General features: G+C 67.4%; 15 protein-coding genes. 9 read left to right on the forward strand and 6 right to left on the reverse strand.

Going from position 1 to position 14,390, the window contains the following annotated elements; all coding sequences use genetic code 11:
• Positions 1-21: 21 nt before the first annotated feature.
• The gene (gene dnaA / locus FEK34_RS12310) at positions 22-2,241 is read right to left on the reverse strand and encodes a chromosomal replication initiator protein DnaA (RefSeq protein WP_138447953.1); all 2,220 of its coding nucleotides are present in this window, start codon (positions 2,239-2,241) and stop codon (positions 22-24) included.
• A 532-nt stretch (positions 2,242-2,773) separates the two neighbouring features.
• On the opposite strand from dnaA, the gene rpmH reads away from it, so the two are divergent.
• From rpmH to FEK34_RS12355, 9 genes are all read left to right on the forward strand, one after another.
• Positions 2,774-2,917 carry a 50S ribosomal protein L34 gene (gene rpmH / locus FEK34_RS12315; RefSeq protein ID WP_011212207.1) on the forward strand — a complete coding sequence of 48 codons (144 nt, stop codon included), beginning with the start codon at positions 2,774-2,776 and terminating at the stop codon, positions 2,915-2,917.
• Between the two features lie 88 nt (positions 2,918-3,005).
• Positions 3,006-3,422, forward strand: a complete 417-nt coding sequence (gene rnpA, locus FEK34_RS12320) for a ribonuclease P protein component (protein WP_138447954.1) — start codon at positions 3,006-3,008, stop codon at positions 3,420-3,422.
• Complete coding sequence (gene yidD / locus FEK34_RS12325; RefSeq protein ID WP_138447955.1) at positions 3,419-3,805, forward strand: membrane protein insertion efficiency factor YidD; 387 nt, start codon at positions 3,419-3,421, stop codon at positions 3,803-3,805. Before rnpA ends, yidD begins: the two co-directional genes overlap by 4 nt.
• 4 nt (positions 3,806-3,809) lie before the next feature.
• A complete protein-coding gene (yidC, locus tag FEK34_RS12330) occupies positions 3,810-4,889 on the forward strand; it encodes a membrane protein insertase YidC (protein WP_138447956.1) in 1,080 nt (359 codons plus the stop codon).
• 158 nt (positions 4,890-5,047) lie between these two features.
• Positions 5,048-5,551 carry a protein jag gene (locus FEK34_RS12335; protein WP_081505532.1) on the forward strand — a complete coding sequence of 168 codons (504 nt, stop codon included), beginning with the start codon at positions 5,048-5,050 and terminating at the stop codon, positions 5,549-5,551.
• 133 nt (positions 5,552-5,684) lie between these two features.
• The gene (gene rsmG, locus FEK34_RS12340) at positions 5,685-6,437 is read left to right on the forward strand and encodes a 16S rRNA (guanine(527)-N(7))-methyltransferase RsmG (RefSeq protein WP_138447957.1); all 753 of its coding nucleotides are present in this window, start codon (positions 5,685-5,687) and stop codon (positions 6,435-6,437) included.
• Between the two features lie 365 nt (positions 6,438-6,802).
• Complete coding sequence (locus FEK34_RS12345; RefSeq protein ID WP_249357823.1) at positions 6,803-7,759, forward strand: AAA family ATPase; 957 nt, start codon at positions 6,803-6,805, stop codon at positions 7,757-7,759.
• A gap of 49 nt (positions 7,760-7,808) precedes the next feature.
• Entirely contained in the window at positions 7,809-8,825 is a 1,017-nt protein-coding gene (locus FEK34_RS12350; protein WP_138447959.1) for a ParB/RepB/Spo0J family partition protein, read from the forward strand.
• A 207-nt stretch (positions 8,826-9,032) separates the two neighbouring features.
• A complete protein-coding gene (locus tag FEK34_RS12355; protein WP_138448145.1) occupies positions 9,033-9,770 on the forward strand; it encodes a GNAT family N-acetyltransferase in 738 nt (245 codons plus the stop codon).
• Between the two features lie 74 nt (positions 9,771-9,844).
• Here the strand turns inward: FEK34_RS12355 and FEK34_RS12360 are convergent, their stop codons facing one another.
• The 5 genes from FEK34_RS12360 to sigM form a co-directional block, all read right to left on the reverse strand.
• Positions 9,845-11,035, reverse strand: coding sequence for an N-acetylmuramoyl-L-alanine amidase (locus FEK34_RS12360; RefSeq protein WP_036541808.1), 1,191 nt, complete (start codon positions 11,033-11,035; stop codon positions 9,845-9,847).
• Positions 11,036-11,217: 182 nt separating this feature from the next.
• Positions 11,218-11,544, reverse strand: coding sequence for a thioredoxin (gene trxA, locus FEK34_RS12365; protein WP_014353750.1), 327 nt, complete (start codon positions 11,542-11,544; stop codon positions 11,218-11,220).
• A 41-nt stretch (positions 11,545-11,585) separates the two neighbouring features.
• A complete protein-coding gene (gene trxB, locus FEK34_RS12370) occupies positions 11,586-12,572 on the reverse strand; it encodes a thioredoxin-disulfide reductase (RefSeq protein ID WP_138447960.1) in 987 nt (328 codons plus the stop codon).
• Positions 12,573-12,649: 77 nt separating this feature from the next.
• On the reverse strand, positions 12,650-13,429 hold the full coding sequence (locus FEK34_RS12375) for a hypothetical protein (RefSeq protein ID WP_138447961.1): 780 nt from the start codon (positions 13,427-13,429) through the stop codon (positions 12,650-12,652).
• Positions 13,430-13,533: 104 nt separating this feature from the next.
• Positions 13,534-14,187, reverse strand: a complete 654-nt coding sequence (sigM, locus tag FEK34_RS12380) for an RNA polymerase sigma factor SigM (protein ID WP_249357800.1) — start codon at positions 14,185-14,187, stop codon at positions 13,534-13,536.
• Positions 14,188-14,390 lie beyond the last annotated feature (203 nt).

Here is a 14,390-nt window from a genome sequence, read left to right on the forward strand (position 1 = left end):
TTCACAGGGTGTGTACGGAGATCAGCGCGAACGCTGTTTGATTCGGGCTGTGAGTTCTTGGACCTGGTCGTAGACCCGGCGCCGTTCGGTCATCTCCTTGCGGACCTTCTTCTCCGCGTACATGACCGTGGTGTGGTCGCGGCCGAACGCCTGCCCGATCTTCGGCAACGACAGGTCGGTGAGCTCCCGGCACAGATACATCGCGATCTGGCGCGCCTGAGCCAGTGGGCGGGCCTTACCCGGGCCGGTCAGCTCCTCGAGCGTGGTGTTGAAGTACTCGGCGGTGACGGCCATGATCGTGGCGGCGGTGATCTCGAGCGCGGCGGTGTCGGGCATCAGGTCCCGCAGCACCACCTCGGCCAGCGGCAGATCCAGCGGCTGCCCGTTGAGCGAGGCGAAGGCCGTCACCCGGATCAGCGCGCCCTCGAGCTCGCGGATATTGCGCTCGACCCGGCTGGCGATGAGTTCGAGCACGTCATGCGGCACATCGAGCCGGTCCATCCTGGCCTTCTTGCGCAGAATCGCGATCCGGGTCTCCAGCTCCGGCGGCTGCACATCGGTGATCAGGCCCCACTCGAACCGCGTGCGCAGCCGCTCTTCCAGCGTGGCGAGCTGCTTGGGCGGGCGGTCCGAGGACACCACGATCTGCTTGTTGGCGTTGTGCAGGGTGTTGAAGGTGTGGAAGAACTCCTCCTGGATACCTTCCTTGCCCTCGATGAACTGGATGTCGTCGACCAGCAGGATGTCGGTTTCGCGGTAGCGGCGCTTGAACGCCACCTTGCGGTCGTCGCGCAGACTGTTGATGAAGTCGTTGGTGAATTCCTCGGTGGAGACGTACTTGACCCGCATCCCGGGGAACAGCCGCTGGGCGTAGTGCCCGGCCGCATGCAGCAGATGGGTCTTGCCCAGACCGGAGGCACCCCAGACGAACAGCGGGTTGTAGGCGCGCGCCGGCGCCTCGGCGATCGCGACCGCCGCGGCGTGCGCGAAGCGGTTGGACGCGCCGATGACGAAGGTCTCGAAGGTGTATTTGGCGTTCAAGCTCGCCGAAGAGGACTGCGGAGCCTGCGACTCCTGTGACTTGGCGAAGTAGGTCGGCCAGGAATCGCGCACATTGACCACGGGCTCGTCGTCGTGCTCGGGGCGCTTCCCGTCACCGGCGGGTTCGCGCACCGAATCGCGCAGCGGCTCTCGCACGGAATCGGGCCCGGGCTCCCGGATCGGTTCATGCGCGGCGGCAGGGGCAGGTTCCTCGGTGGGGCCCGGTTCGCGGGCGGGCGCCGGAACCGGTGCGCGGGGCGCAGGCTCCGGCGTGAACAGTGACTCCTGTCCGGGCGGTGCCGACTCGCGGCGCGGTGCGGTGGCCGGCTCACGACGCGGCGCCGGAGCGCTGTCGGCGCGACCCTCGGCCGCACGTTCGGCCTCGGATGCCGGGTAGTCGCCGCGCGGGTTGTACTCGCCGTCGCGATAGTCGGGCGCGGGACGGTAGTCCTGTTCGGACCGGCGTTCGGTGGACTCGGCGAATTCCGGGCCGCGGGCGAACTCGGGCCTGCCGTAGCTGTCGCGTCCATCGCGCTGCTCGAAGTTGTCGCGCTGCTCGAAGTTGTCGCGCTGCTCGAAGTTGTCGCGCTGCTCGTAGCTATCGTCGGCGCGGTAACCGCTGCCCTCGGCGAATCCGTCGGCACGGCCGTAGCTATCGGGGCGGTCGAAATCCTGACCCTGTGGATAATCCTGGCCGGGCGGGTAGCTGCGCCCGCCCGCGTAGTCGGCGCTCGGATAGTCGGGGGCGTACTCGTTGCCCGCGGCGTATCGCGGCGGCGGGCTGAACTCACCGCGGCCCGCGGACTCCGCGCCCGGATACTCGGACCTGCGGACCGGCTCACGCGGACGCTCCGGCCTGCTGGTCATCCTGGCGTGCCGGGGCGGGGCGCTCGGGCGTTCGGTGCCCGGAGCGGTCGGCGCGGCGATGCGCACCCCGAGACCCTCGACCTGCGGACCGAGCCTGCGGGCGAGCGAACGCAGGATCGGCTCGCGCAGATCACGCTCGATCGCCTCCTGTGCCAGCGACGACGGCACCGAGAGCAGCGCGAACCCCTGCGCGACGGTCAGCGGTTTGACGAGCTTCAACCACGCCTGCTGCGCGCGGGAGACCGACGGGATGGCACCATCGGGAGAGCCGGTGGTCAGTTCTGCCACCACCTCCGGCCAGACGGTGGCCAACACGTTCTGCTCGTCGTCCATGCAGTGTCCTCCCCGGAAATTGGTCGATGGGAGCAGACGGCCGGGGTACGCAAGACGTCTACCGTGGTGGTTCGATCCGATCCCGCGCAGATCCGTGACCGGTTCGCCACGCATCCCGCACTCGCGGATTCCGGATGGCGGCGCGGCACCGTCGGCTTAACGAATATGCCACTCACGGGGTCTTTCCACACAATTATCCACAGATGTGGAGAACCCCTGGGGATTGGGGACTACGGCCGCGTTGACCGGCCGCGACGCCCCGACCTGCGAGGCAGCCGGCAATCGCCCGGCTACGCTCGGGACCTGCGCCCGCGCGGGCCGATCAGGGGTGTGGACGAGCTCACGCCCGCATACCCCTGATATGGGCGAGTTTGACCCGTTCGTGGCCGCTGAGTACCCTCGTACAGTCACCCCTCGGTGCGGTGGCTGTCCTGTGCTGACTGTTCGCCAGGATCGCCGCACGTCGAGGACGAACGAATCACCGAAAAGCTTCGGGTGCGACAGGCGCCCACCAACTCGAGGAGTGTTGACCGTGGCCAAGGGCAAGCGGACGTTCCAGCCGAACAACCGTCGTCGGGCGCGGGTTCACGGCTTCCGCCTCCGGATGCGGACCCGTGCGGGCCGCGCCATCGTTTCCGCGCGTCGCCGTAAGGGCCGCGCCACCCTGACGGCCTGATCCACCTCCCGGATTCGGTGTCGGATGCCCGTTTCGCCGAACGCTGCGCTCCTCGTCCCTGATCGCTCACTCGCCCCCGGACTCTCGGGTGCTGCCTGAGCCGAATCGGCTGCATCGTCGTGCCGACTTCTCCAGGACGGTGCGTTGCGGCCAGCGAACCGGGAGGCGGGATCTGGTGGTGCACGCGTTCGTGCACACCGTGGATCCGGCCGCCGAACCGACCGAGGATGTGCTGATTCGCGTCGGCGGTCCGCGCTTCGGATTGATCGTCAGCAAGGCGGTGGGCAACGCGGTGATTCGTCACCGGGTGGCCCGCCGCCTGCGTCATATCTGCGCCGAGATGCGCACCGAGATCTCCGTCGAGGCCGACATCGTCATCCGCGCTCTGCCCGGCGCCGCGACCGCCGATTCGGCGGAGCTGCTGCGTCAGCTGCGCGGCGCGGCCCGCAAACTCGGCCTCGGTCCCGCCGTCCGGTCAGGCGTCCGCTCGGGTGAACCGGCATGAGATCGCCCGCGGTTCTGCTCCGGTGGCCGGCCAATATTCTGATCTTCCTGATCGAGCTCTACCGGACGTATGTGTCCCCCACCCGGATGCCGGTCTGCCGCTTCACCCCGACCTGTAGCGAGTACGCGGTCACCGCGTTGCGCACCCGAGGGCTGTTCATCGGCCTCGGACTGACGGTCGTGCGTCTGGCCAAATGCGCACCCTGGCACCCTGGTGGGTGGGACCCCGTTCCGGAGCGCAGACGCCGCGCCGAGCACGGGAACGAGGCAACCGCCGAATCGTCACGGGAATCGACCCCGCCGGCCGACTCGGAGCCGGAGGCCAAGGCTTGTACAGGACCACCGCCCGCGGTGGTCGGCGATACGAACGACGGGAGTGCATAGAGCCGTGCTCGACTTCATTTATTACCCGGTGTCCTGGATCCTCTGGTTCTGGCACCGGGTCTTCGGGTTCGCCTTCGGCGCGGACAACGGACTCACCTGGGCGCTGGCCGTGGTGTTCCTGGTGTTCACGCTGCGGTTGGTGCTCTACAAGCCATTCGTGAAGCAGGTGCGCACCACCAAGCAGATGCAGGAGTTGCAGCCCCAGATCAAGGAGCTGCAGAAGAAGTACAAGAACGACCGCCAGAAGATGGCGCTGGAGATGCAGAAGCTCCAGAAGGAGAACGGCTTCAACCCGCTCATGGGCTGCCTGCCGATCCTTGCTCAGGTGCCGGTGTTCCTCGGTCTGTTCCACGTGCTGCGCTCGTTCAACCGGACCGGGCACGGGTTCGGTCAGCTCGGCATGGATCCGTACACCAACGCGCACACGCCGAACTATGTCTTCAGCGCGGCCGACGTGCAGTCGTTCCTGAGCGCGCGCATCTTCGGCGCGCCGATCTCCGCGTTCATCACCACCCCGGCCAACGAGCTGCTGGCCTTCGAGGATTACGGCGGCATTCCGAGCCGGATCTCCATTGCCGCCGTCGCGATCCCGCTGATGGTCATCGCCTCGGTGGCCACGCACTTCAATGCCCGCGCCTCGGTCCAGCGGCAGACCCCGGAGGCCGCGGCCAACCCGCAGGCCGCCCTGATGAACAAGCTGGCGCTGTGGGTGTTCCCGCTCGGTGTGCTCGTCGGTGGTCCGTTCCTGCCGATCGCCATCCTGCTGTACTGGGTCTCCAACAACATCTGGACCTACGGGCAGCAGCACCTGGTCTTCGGACGCATGGCCAAGGAAGAAGAAGCCAAGAAGCAGGCCAAGCTCGAGCAGCGGGCGCAGAACGCGCCGAAGCCGGGCGCCAAGCCGGTCGACACCCGGAAGAAGCAGGCGCCCGCGGCCGCGGCGACCGACGAGGACACCGCCACCACCAACGGTGCGGCTCCGGTGGCAAAGGCGTCGGGCAAGCCGGCCGGCGGCCAGAAGCGTCCTGGCGGTCAGAAGAAGTCGGGCAATCGCGGCCGGGCCAATCAGAAACGCCGCCGCTGAGTCCGCTCAGCTGAGCCCATTCGATCCGTGGGAGACCACGATCGCCGAGCAACCCCTTGATCGCGGCGCATCCGGACACCCGGTGGCCGCGACGAGCAGATGAAGGAAATCACATGACAGTTGAGAGCGACGGAGGGGACGCCACTGTGGCAACGACGATGGTTGATGCCGACACCGAAGCGGCCGACGTGACCGATGCCGAGGAAGCGCTCATCGAAGAGGGTGAGATCGCGGGCGACTACCTGGAGCAGTTGCTCGACGTGCTCGACTTCGACGGCGATATCGATCTGGACGTCGAGGGCGACCGCGCGGTCGTGAGCATCGACGGCGGCCGCGACCTGTCGAAGCTCGTCGGCCGCAATGGCGAGGTGCTCGACGCGCTGCAGGAGCTGACTCGCCTCGCCGTCCAGCAGGCGACCGGCGTGCGCAGCCGGCTCATGCTGGATGTCGCGGGCTGGCGCGCCAAGCGTCGCGAGGAGCTGAGCGCGCTCGGCACCGCCGCCGCCAAGCGGGTGCAGGAGACCGGCGCCCCGGAGTCGCTGGCTCCAATGACGCCGTTCGAGCGCAAGATCGTGCACGACGCCGTCGCCGCCGTCGATGGTGTGGCGAGCGAGAGTGAGGGCGTGGAACCCAACCGGCACGTGGTTGTCGTTCCGGCGTGACGGATAGACCGGCACGCCCCGTGCGCTGACGGGGTGGGCAATGGTTGGATAGGGCCTCGGGTCTTCGGACCGGGGCCCTTCTCCATTTCTGGCCGACGGTGCCCGGCACCGATTTTCGATGACGCTCGGAAGGATGTTTCACGTGGAACGAGATCTCGGCGGAGCGACCGAGTTGCCGGCCGAGCTGGAGCCGCCGGCGGTGGCCGCCACGGTCTTCGGTGACCGTCTCGAACTCGCGCGCCGCTACTGTGCCGCTCTGGCGACCGCCGGCGTCGAGCGCGGGTTGATCGGTCCGCGTGAAGTGCCCCGTCTCTGGGACCGCCACATTCTGAATTGCGCTGTCATTGGTGAGTTGATTCCGGAGGGTGCGTCGGTCGTCGATATCGGTAGTGGCGCGGGGCTGCCCGGTATTCCGCTGGCGATCGCCCGGCCTGATCTGCGAATTACCTTGGTGGAGCCGCTGTTGCGTCGCACGATCTTTCTGAGTGAGTTCATCGAGGAGGCGGGCCTCGACGTGGCCGTCGTGCGCGGCCGCGCGGAACAGTCGGGTGTGATCCATGAGGCCGGTGGCGCGGACGTCGTCACCTCGCGTGCGGTGGCTCCGCTGGCGAAGCTGGCGCAGTGGTCCCTCCCCCTCGTGCACGAGCACGGACGGATGCTCGCACTCAAAGGTGTCAGTGCAGCCGAGGAATTGGCCCGCGATGCGGACGCGCTCGCTCGGGCCGGAGCCGGCAAGGCCGAGGTGCTGGAGTGCGGGGTCGGGATCGTGGAGACGCCGACGCTTGTCATCAGCGCCGAGCGCCTCCCCCGCTCCGAGCGACCCGCGAAAACGCGCCCACAGAAGTCTGCGCGACGAGCGGCGCGGGCCGCCCGGAAGGCCAACTGATCGCTTTCGGTGGCCGATGTTTCACGGGAAACATGGCCTAGCGCACGCGAATGGTCACGGATCCGCGTGTCGTGCGCGCGTCACCGCGATTCAGCTTTCTAATCCCGCTCGGTGCTGGCAAGCTAATGGGCGTCGGGCGTGAGCGTTGGTGCCACGGAGGGATGTGGATGTCACAGCGGCAGAAGCTCCGCTCGGTCGATCGGGCGCCGCGGTCCCGGTTGAGCATCAAGTTCGATCCGACACGGCTTGTTTGAAGACACGGCGCCGACCTTTTCGGGGCACGTGATCTGGAGTTCTCGCGTTAGGAGCTGTCTATGTCGAGCGGTTCAGCGAATGTTTCACGGGAAACATCGCGAGTTCCGGGAATGCTGGATTCCAGCAACGCCGGTCCGGAAACATTCGGAAGCACACCGTTCGGGCACATCTCCCCCAGTGAGACCCCGATTGCGGCGGAGGCGCACCGCGCGAGTCAGATACTGCATCCAGGAAAGGTGACAGTGCCGAAACCGCATGAGCAACGGATCATCACGATCGCTAACCAGAAGGGCGGCGTCGGTAAGACGACCACCGCGGTCAATCTGGCGGCCGCCCTGGCGCATCAGGGGATGAAGGTGCTCGTGATCGATCTCGATCCGCAGGGCAATGCCAGCACTGCACTCGGGGTCGAACACCACTCGGGTGTGCCGTCGAGCTATGAACTGCTCATCGGCGAGATCTCGGTCAAAGACGCGATTCAGCAGAGCCCGCACAGTGAACGGCTGCTCTGCATTCCGGCCACCATCGACCTCGCCGGAGCCGAGATCGAATTGGTCTCCATGGTCGCGCGGGAGGGCAGGCTGAAGGCCGCCATCCAGGAGGCCAATATCGCCGGCTACGACATCGACTACGTGATGATCGACTGCCCGCCGTCACTGGGGCTGCTGACGGTGAACGCGATGGTCGCGGCAAAGGAAGTGCTGATTCCCATCCAGTGCGAGTACTACGCGCTCGAAGGTGTCGGTCAGCTGATCCGCAATATCGGGCTGGTCCAGTCGCACCTCAATCCCGAACTGCACGTCTCCACCGTGATCCTCACGATGTACGACGGCCGCACCAAACTCGCCGACCAGGTGGCCGAGGAGGTGCGCGGTCACTTCGGTGATGTGGTGCTGCGGTCGGTCATCCCGCGCAGTGTGAAGGTCTCGGAGGCGCCCGGCTACGGCATGACGGTGCTGGATTACGATCCCGGTTCGCGAGGGGCGATGAGCTACCTTGATGCCGGTCGGGAAATCGCGGCTCGCGCGGCGGCGAAGCGCGCGGCCGTCACCGAAGGTGCCCAGTGACGCAGGCCGAACGGACCTGTGGCGGTGGAACGAGAAAGGGGTAGGCCCGATGAGTCAGGCGAAGAAGGGTGGTCTGGGACGCGGTCTGGCCGCGTTGATCCCGACCGGACCGGCGTCGACCGGTCTCGGTGACGCGGCCGCGAGTGTGGTCATCGGGGTCGATCCCGGACCGCTGCAGCCCGCCACCGCATACCTGCATCGGGTGCCCGACTCCCCCGCGACCGCCCCCGAACTCGACTCCCCCGGCGACGCCGTCTATCGGGAGATCCCGCCGGACGCCATCGAGCCGAATCCGAAGCAGCCGCGTCAGGTCTTCCAGGAAGACGCGCTCGCCGAGTTGGTGCATTCGATTCGCGAATTCGGGCTCATGCAGCCGATCGTGGTGCGCCGCCTGGAGTCCGATCCCGAGCGCTATCAGCTCGTCATGGGTGAGCGCCGCTGGCGCGCCTGCCAGGAAGCCGGCTTGACCGCCATTCCGGCCATCGTCCGGGAGACCGACGACGGCTCGATGCTGCGCGACGCACTGCTGGAGAACATCCATCGCGTGCAGCTCAATCCCCTCGAAGAGGCGGCCGCCTATCAGCAGCTGCTCGAGGAGTTCGACGTCACCCACGAGGAACTGGCGGACCGGATCGGCCGCTCGCGTTCGGCGGTGACGAATATGATCCGGCTGCTGAAGCTGCCGGTGCCGGTGCAGCGGCGGGTCGCAGCCGGTGTGCTGTCCGCGGGCCATGCGCGGGCGCTGCTCGGTTTGGAGGGTGGAGCCGACGCACAGGAGGTGCTGGCGGCCCGCATCGTGGCCGAGGGCATGTCGGTGCGTGCGACCGAGGAAGCGGTGACGCTGGCGAACCGGGAACCGGAGAACGCCGCGCCCCCCTCCCCCCGCCGCAAGCCGATGCACGCGCCGGGGTTACAGGATGTGGCCGAGCGTCTCTCGGAGTCGTTCGACACGCGCGTGACGGTGAGTCTGGGCAAGCGCAAGGGCAAGATCGTCGTCGAGTTCGGCTCGGTCGATGATCTCGAGCGCATTGTCGGATTGATGCAGCAGAACAACATCGCAACATAACGAAAATAGAGCCTGTGCACCCGTAACCCTCGACCTGGCACCGAAACGTCACTGTGACGGTGCCCGAAAATCGCACAGAGCCCCGAACCGAACAGCACAGTGACGTGGAATGAGGCGGGTTCGCTTGATCGCATATTCTTGCTGGCGAGAAGACAGTGATGCGGCGTGAGCGTGGATGAATCGGACAGCTGGAGGCTGAGCAGAGCGGTGTCGACCAGCGTCACACCACTAACCCTGGACGGGCTGGATCAACTGCCCGCGCATGCTCGGCGCTGTGTGTTCTGGGAAATCGATCCGGCCGTGGCCGCCGACTCTCAGGAATTCAGCGATCCGGTCTTCGAGAAGGAAGCCTGGCTGTCGACGGTCATGCTGGAGTGGGGCTCCTGCGGCCAGATCGCCACCGTCGACGGGAACGCCGCCGGCTGCGCGCTCTACGCTCCGCCGAGCGCCGTACCCCGCGCCACGCTGTTCCCCACCTCCCCCGTGAGCCCGGATGCCATCCTGCTGACCACGCTGCGGGCCGAGCCGCCGCACCAGGACTCCGATATCGGGTACCGGCTGATTCAGGCCGTGGTGACCGATCTGATGCGCCGCGGTGTGCGGGCACTGGAGGTCTTCGGGCTCAGGGGCGACCCGCCCAGCACCGCGCTGTCGGATCGCACCATGGGGTCGATGACGCTGATGGAACGCATCGCGACCCCGGTGCGGGACCGGCTGCGCCCCTCCGGCCGCGCCACCGCGCGCTGTGCGCCGGAAACCTGCATGATCGACGCCGACTTCCTGGAGGAGGCGGGGTTCGAGGTCGTCGCACCGCATCACCGGTTCCCCCGGCTGCGGCTGGAACTCGACTCCGACCACGGCTGGAAGGAAGACGTCGAGCGCGCGCTGGATCAGCTGCTCGCGGCCGCCTCGATGACGGAGCCGACCCGCGTGCTCAGCCTCTGACCAGCGCGATACAGGCATAAGAAGCTGCCCCGCCGGCAACAGGTCCGGCGGGGCAGCTTCGTAGCTGGGGAAGTTTATCCGCGGTCGGCGGCGGCGAGTTCCTCGGCGAGCAGTTCGGCGAAGGTGTAGGTGCCGGTCGGCTGGTCGTCCTGGCCGAGCAGGTAGAGCCGCTTCACCGACACCAGGATGGCCTCGGCGATGACGTCACGCATGCGCGGGTTCGTGAGCACCGAGGCGTCGTATTCGTTTGTCAGATACCCGATATCGACCTGCACCGTCGGCATTTTGGTGAGCCGCAGCAGATCCCAGGTGCGCTGATGGGTGCGGCAGTCCTGCAACGAGGTCCGGGCCACCACCTCACGCTGGATGAAGCCCGCGAGCACCTGCCCGATCATCGACACCGAGCCGTGCGAATTGCCGAAGTAGAAGCCTGCCACGCCGTTGGCCGAGGAGCTGGGGTTGTTGGCGCAGCGCAGCGAGATCATCAGGTCGGCGTCGAAGGCGTTGGAGGTCTCCGCCCGTTCGGCGTCGGTGGGGTTGGCGCCCCACGGCCGCGAGAGGAAGGTCTCCATGCCGGTGGCGGCCATCCGGCCCTCCAGCCGGCTGGCCAGATCCCAGAGGATCTCCGACTCGTAGACGTCACCGAATTCGGTCGGGACGGCCTGGCCCTTGTCGGGTCCGCCGAGACCGGGATCGATGACGATGCGCTTGCCCGTCAGCTGCGGGCCCGCGCGATGCACCACCTCTTCCTCGGCGATGCGATGCGGATTGCCGCCGGTGACCCTGGCACCGAGCAGATCCAGCGACCGCAGCGTGTCCGGGCCGCAGATGCCGTCGGCGGACAGGCCGATCTCGCGCTGGAAGGCGGTCAGGCCGTCATGGGTGTGCGGGCCGAAGTAGCCGTCCACCCGGTGCACGTAGAAGCCGAGGTCTTGCAGCCTGCGCTGCAATGTCGCCACGTCGTCGCCGTAGAGCGGGGCCGACAGCTGGTAGATCAGCGTGCGTGCGCCGAGCCGGTAGGAGGCCTCTTTCAGAGCCCGGTATGTCGCCGGACCGACCACCCCGTCCACCAGCAGCCCGCGATGCTGCTGGAAGGCGCGCACCGCGGAATCGAGCTGGTGATCGAAGGTGGCGTCGGTGTCTTTCCAGTACTCACGCGCGTCGTCGCCATCGGCGTTGTGCTCGTGCAGGAAACCCAGACTTGCCAGGGTGCTCCGAACCTCTGCGACGGCTGGACCGGTATCGCCGTGACGAAGTCGGTGCATGCGTGAGAGCCCTTTCCCTTCCGTCAGCCCGGGTACCCACTCATGCGATGGGTTATACCCTCGCACAACCGGAGCATCGGTCGATTGTCTCAGACCCGGACCGGATTTCGGCAATTCCGGGTCTGGGCATACTACGGCGCGTCGCCGGTGTGCGTTGCCTTACGGCGGAGTTCGCCGCGATCTCAGATGACGCCGTCGAGTTCGCGCAGCAGGGCGGCTTTGCCCTTGGCCCCGACGATCTGCTTGACCGGCTTGCCACCGGCGAACAGCATCATAGTGGGCAGCGACAGGATCTGATAATCCTTGGCGGTGACCGGGTTGGCGTCCACGTCCAGCTTGGCGACGGTCAGCTTATCGGCATGGGTGCCCGCGATCTCCTCCAGCACCGGCGCGACCATCTTGCAGGGGCCGCACCAGTCCGCCCAGAAGTCGACCAGAACCGGCTTCTCGCTGAGCAGGACGTCATCGGCGAAGGTGGCGTCGGTGACGGTGATGGTGGATTCGGACATGGGTGTTCTCCTCTAGCAGGTGAAATGCGCGGTGCGCCGGATCAGTTGGCGGGGACCGCGACCGGGCGTCCGGCGTGGTCGAGGGTGTTGGCGGTGATATCGCCCTGTTCGGCGAGCCACCGCTCGGCGTCGATCGCGGCGCGGCAGCCGGTGCCCGCGGCGGTGATCGCCTGCCGGTAGGTGTGGTCGACCAGGTCGCCCGCGGCGAAGACGCCGGGCACCGCGGTGGCGGTGGACGGGTCGGCCACCTTCACATAGCCCTCGTCGTCGAGTTCGACCTGGCCGCGCACCAGTTCGCTGCGCGGGTCGTGGCCGATCGCGACGAACATGCCGGTGGCGGCGAGCTCGGAGGTTTCGCCGGTGCGGGTGTCGCGCAGGGTGAGGCTGGTCACGCTGGTGTCGCCGTTGACCCGCACGACCTCGGCGTTGGTGACGAAGCGGATCTTCTCGTTGGCCTTGGCCCGTTCCAGCATGATGCGCGAGGCGCGGAACTCGTCGCGGCGGTGCACGACGGTGACGCTGGAGGCGAACTTGGTGAGGAAGGTCGCCTCCTCCATGGCCGAATCGCCGCCGCCGACCACGACGATGTCCTGGCCCTTGAAGAAGAAGCCGTCGCAGGTGGCGCACGCGCTCACGCCGCGGCCGAGCAGTTCCTGCTCACCGGGGACGCCGAGGTAGCGGGCGGCCGAGCCCATGGCGAGGATGATGGCGTAGGCCTCGAAGGTCTCATCGCCCACGGTGACCTTCTTGACCGGTCCGCGCAGGTCGATGGCGTCGACGTCTTCGGTGCGGATGTCGGCGCCGAAGCGCTTGGCCTGGTCGCGCATCTGCTCCATCAGGTCCGGGCCCATGATGCCGTCGCGGAAGCCGGGGAAGTTCTCGACCTCGGTGGTGGTCATGAGGGCGCCACCGAACTGCGTTCCCTCGAACAGCAGCGGCTGGAGTTCCGCGCGGGCCGCGTAGACGGCGGCGGTGTAGCCGGCGGGGCCGGAGCCGACGATGATCAGGTCGCGAACTGGCGTGCTCATGGGGCCCTTCCGAAAGACATCAACGGGACGTGTCGGTCAACAACAGGGTAAACGCACTTGTTCCCCGGGTGAGCGGGCTATCCGATGTCGGTGACGGTCAACACTCTCGGCTCGCCCGCGGTGCAGCCGGGCTCCACGACCAGGGCGGTGATCTTGCCCGGTGCGGTGCCCGCGAGCAGGATCAGCACGGCGTCCTGCCCGCGGAAGGTGATGTCGGAGGAGCCGAGGACCTTGCGGTCGTATCCGGCGGCCGCCACACATCCGGCGAGTTCGGTGGAATCGGCGAGCGGGCCACGGACGTCGTGGCGGCCGAGGACGCCGAGCGCGACCGTCGAATCGAGATCCTCGCCGGGGGCCACATCGACGGTGGTCGGCCCGGCGGTGGGGCTCACCGTGTTGTCCTGGCGCACCGTGGTGATCGCGATGGCCGCGCAGGCGATCACCGCGACGACGGCCGCGGCGGCGGTGAGCACGCGCATCCGCCGGCGGCGGCGCTCGTCCAGCGAGACCACCGAAGTTGTTGGCGTATCACGTGTTTCGTGCCGCCGAACGGGTAGTTGTTCCGATATCCGTGCGGTCGGTTCCTGATCCGATTCGGCGTGCCCGAGTTCCTCGGCCCATTGCCGCAGCCGCATCGCCACGTCGTCGGGCATCGGATGGATGATGCGGTCGTCCCGGCCGAGGTCGCGCAGGTGGGCGCTGACCTCGTCGAGGGACCGTAGATAACGCTGGGCCTCCGGATCGCCGTGGACCGCGGGCCACAACTGTTCGCTCAGTTCGCGCGAGAGGTTGTCGGCGTGCAGGTCGGCGAGCAGCTCCGCCGAATACGGAGGCTGCGGAACGGATCGGGTCGCCATCGCACCTCCAAGTGTTCTTACATTTGACCTTGCACGCAGCCGGGCGAATGCCAGGCGGCGGTTACATCGTCTCGTGGTTCGTCACTATTACTGACGCAACAGGGTCACATCCGGTTCCCTGGATCCCGCAGAAATTCCAAACGTTCTGCCAGTCGCTGTCTGGCCCGGGCGCAGCGGCTCTTGATCGTGCCCTCCGGGACACCGAGCAGTGCCGCCGCGTCCGCCACGCTATACCCCTCCAGATCGACGGCCACGATCGCGGTGCGCTGGTCCGGCGGCAGCGAGAACAGCGCGCGGTCGACCACCATCGACATCTCCAGCCGGGCGATGTCGTCACGGTCCTCGATGGGTTCCGGCATGTTCTCCGGCGTCAGCGAGATCGCGCGCCTGGTCTTGTTGCGCCGGATCCGGTCCAGGCAGGCGTTGACCACGATGGCATGCAACCAGCTGCGCACCTCGGATTCGGCCCGGAACGAGCCCGCGGTGCGGTGCGCCGACAGCAGCGCGTCCTGGAGCGAGTCGGCGGCGTCCTCGCGGGTGTAGGAGGTGCGCAGCGCGGTCTGCCAGAGGTGGTCGTTATGCCTGCGCAGCAGTTCGGCGAAGGCGTGCGGCGCACCGCCCGCGTGGGCGCGGAGTAATTCGGCGTCGGTGGCCTCGCCGAGGACGAGGGAACCGGCCCGCGCGAGGGCTCGAGGTCTCCCCCTGCGGAAGCCCGCGTTCGATTCCGACGACAATGCCAACCCCTTGGACGCGCTCATCACAATGCCCGGCCGGCCTGGCCGGGCACCGAAGAAATCGCAGCATGCAGGGATCGAAACGCCTGATCCCGAGAGGCTCCCCTGCTGAGAGCGCGTGCAAGATCATAACGTGGGTAACGATTCGGTAGCAACCGGACCGCGATCCGGCCAGCGCTGCGACCAGGCCGTGACGACGGAGAGTTTTACCTGGTGAGGACAGGTTT

Source organism: Nocardia cyriacigeorgica, from assembly GCF_005863245.1.
Lineage (GTDB): Bacteria > Actinomycetota > Actinomycetes > Mycobacteriales > Mycobacteriaceae > Nocardia > Nocardia cyriacigeorgica_C.

Coding starts and splice junctions, on each gene's coding strand:
- yidD (WP_138447955.1), top strand. CDS start 3,419: ATGAGATCGCCCGCGGTTCTGCTCCGGTGGCCGGCCAATATTCTGATC.
- FEK34_RS12345 (WP_249357823.1), top strand. CDS start 6,803: ATGCTGGATTCCAGCAACGCCGGTCCGGAAACATTCGGAAGCACACCG.
- FEK34_RS12350 (WP_138447959.1), top strand. CDS start 7,809: ATGAGTCAGGCGAAGAAGGGTGGTCTGGGACGCGGTCTGGCCGCGTTG.
- dnaA (WP_138447953.1), bottom strand. CDS start 2,241: ATGGACGACGAGCAGAACGTGTTGGCCACCGTCTGGCCGGAGGTGGTG.
- trxA (WP_014353750.1), bottom strand. CDS start 11,544: ATGTCCGAATCCACCATCACCGTCACCGACGCCACCTTCGCCGATGAC.
- rsmG (WP_138447957.1), top strand. CDS start 5,685: ATGTTTCACGTGGAACGAGATCTCGGCGGAGCGACCGAGTTGCCGGCC.
- trxB (WP_138447960.1), bottom strand. CDS start 12,572: ATGAGCACGCCAGTTCGCGACCTGATCATCGTCGGCTCCGGCCCCGCC.
- FEK34_RS12335 (WP_081505532.1), top strand. CDS start 5,048: ATGGTTGATGCCGACACCGAAGCGGCCGACGTGACCGATGCCGAGGAA.
- FEK34_RS12360 (WP_036541808.1), bottom strand. CDS start 11,035: ATGCACCGACTTCGTCACGGCGATACCGGTCCAGCCGTCGCAGAGGTT.
- sigM (WP_249357800.1), bottom strand. CDS start 14,187: ATGAGCGCGTCCAAGGGGTTGGCATTGTCGTCGGAATCGAACGCGGGC.
- FEK34_RS12375 (WP_138447961.1), bottom strand. CDS start 13,429: ATGGCGACCCGATCCGTTCCGCAGCCTCCGTATTCGGCGGAGCTGCTC.